The sequence below is a fragment of the Stenotrophomonas sp. 05L44_2 genome (assembly GCF_056665995.1).
Genome location: NZ_JBFTNR010000598.1, coordinates 1 through 2624 on the forward strand (window position 1 = coordinate 1; position 2624 = coordinate 2624).

The 2624-nt window shown below is 64.9% G+C and carries 1 protein-coding gene; it reads left to right on the top strand.

The features are described 5' to 3' along the window. Nucleotides 1-204: 204 nt before the first annotated feature. Nucleotides 205-2496, top strand: a complete 2292-nt coding sequence (locus AC1VAN_RS17980; protein WP_480986355.1) for an NADP-dependent malic enzyme — start codon at nucleotides 205-207, stop codon at nucleotides 2494-2496. Nucleotides 2497-2624 lie beyond the last annotated feature (128 nt).

Sequence of the window (2624 nt, forward strand, 5' to 3'; positions counted from 1 at the left end):
GGTCACGACAGTGGCACRGCCCCGCAGCGTTTCAAGGCGTCCCACGGCTGTCATCGCCAGCGCCGAAGCTGTGCTCTGGTAACGTCGCATACGCCATGGAATTGTGCGGTCGCAGCATCACTGCGACAGCATAGCGACAGGTCCGACCGCTCCAACGGGGGTATGATCCCCTGTCCCTTCTGCCCATTCATGTAACCCACATCGATGTCCAACGAAGATTTCAAACAGGCCGCCCTCGATTACCACCGGATGTCTCCGCCCGGCAAGATCAAGGTTTCCGCTACCAAGCCCATGCTGACCCAGCGCGACCTGTCGCTGGCGTATTCGCCGGGCGTGGCGTACGCCTGTGAAGCGATCAAGGCCGATCCGCAGCAGGCCAGCGAGCTGACCGCCCGCGGCAACCTGGTGGCGGTGATCTCCAACGGCACCGCGGTGCTGGGCCTGGGCAACATCGGCGCGCTGGCCGGCAAGCCGGTGATGGAAGGCAAGGGCKKSCTGTTCMAGAAGTTCGCCGGCATCGAYGTGTTCGACATYGAASTGGMCGAGAACGAYCCGGACAAGCTGGTCGACATCATCGCCKCGCTGGAGCCSACCTTCGGCGGCATCAACCTGGAAGACATCAAGGCRCCSGAGTGCTTCWWCRTCGAGMRSAAGCTGCGCGAGCGCATGAAGATYCCSGTSTTCCATGACGAYCAGCACGGCACGGCGATCATCGTCGGTGCTGCGGTGCTCAACGCCATGGCGATCACCGGCAAGAAGATCGAAGAAGTGAAGCTGGCGACCACGGGCATGGGCGCGGCCGGCATTTCCTGCGTGAACATGCTGGTGCAGCTGGGCCTGAAGCCGGAGAACATCCTGGCCTTCGACCGCGAAGGCGTGATCCACACCGGCCGTACCGACCTGGACCCGGAAAAGCTGCGCTATGCGCGCGACACCGACAAGCGCACGCTGGCCGAGATCGTCGATGGCGCGGACATCTTCCTGGGCCTGTCGGCGCCGGGCATCCTGACCGCCGAGATGGTCAAGACGATGGCGCCGGACCCGGTGATCTTCGCCCTGGCCAACCCGACCCCGGAAATCATGCCGGAACTGGTGCGCGCCGCGCGTCCGGACGCGATCATCGGTACCGGCCGTTCGGACTACCCGAACCAGGTCAACAACGTGCTGTGCTTCCCGTACCTGTTCCGCGGTGCGCTGGACGTCGGTGCGACCGCGATCAACGAGGAAATGAAGATCGCCTGCGTGCGCGCGATCGCCGCGCTGGCCCGCCGCGCCGCCACCGACATGGGCTCTGCCTATGGCGGTGAGACCCCCAGCTTCGGCCGCGAATACCTGATCCCGCGTCCGTTCGACCGTCGCCTGCTGGTGGAGCTGTCGGCCGCCGTGGCCCAGGCCGCGATGGATTCGGGCGTGGCCGCCCGTCCGATCGCCGACATGGAAGCCTACCGGCAGAAGCTGTCGCAGTTCGTCTACCGCACCAGCCTGATGATGAAGCCGGTCTACGACCGCGCGCGCAGCGACAAGCAGCGCGTGGTGTATGCCGAGGGCGAAGAAGAAGTGGTGCTGCAGGCGGTGCAGAACGTGGTCGACGATGGCCTGGCACATCCGATCCTGATCGGTCGCCCGGAAGTGATCGAATCGCGCATCGAACGCCTCGGCCTGCGCCTGAAGATCGGCGAGAACATTGAAGTCACCAACATCAATGACGACCCGCGCTTCAACGAATACTGGCAGTACTACCACGGCCTGACCGGCCGTCGTGGCGTCACCGTGGCCGCCGCCAAGAACCTGATGCGTTCGCGGCCGACCCTGATCGCTGCGGTGATGGTGGCCCGTGGCGAAGCCGATGCGATGCTGACCGGCATCGTCGGCCGCTTCCACAAGAAGCTGGGTTACGTGCGCAGCGTGCTGCCGCTGGAATCGAAGGTCACCTCGACCTCGGCGATGACCGGCGTGATCAACCAGCAGGGCGTGTTCTTCTTCGTCGATACGCACGTGCAGGAAGACCCGACCGCAGAGCAGCTGTGCGAAGCGACCCTGCAGGCCGCTTACCGCATGAAGTTGTTCGGCGTCGAACCGAAGGTGGCGCTGCTGTCGCACTCCAACTTCGGCAGCCACGATTCGAAGGATGCGCTGAAGATGCGCCAGGTGCGCGAGCTGCTGCTCAAGCGCAACCCGCGTCTGAACGTGGACGGCGAAATGCAGGGCGACACCGCATGGGATGAAGCCCTGCGCCAGAAGCTGCTGCCGGGCTCGACCCTGCAGGGCCGYGCCAACCTGTTCGTGCTGCCSAACCTGGAAGCGGCCAACATCGCCTACAACCTGGTGCGCGTGTTCACCGAYGGCGTGGCGATCGGTCCGATCCTGATGGGCGTCAACAAGCCGGTGCACATCCTGACCACCAGCGCGACCTCGCGCCGGATCCTGAACATGACCGCGATCGCCGCGGTCGATGCGCAGATCCGCAAGCAGATCGAAGCGGAAAARAAGGCATAAGCCTTCGTTCCGCTGCGATCTGCAGAAACGCGCCCCACGGGCGCGTTTCTGTTTCCGCCCAGCGGAAACCGGATCGGGTAGCGCCGGGCCATGCCCAGCGAGCGCGCAGCGCGGCGCTTCCCGTGTTC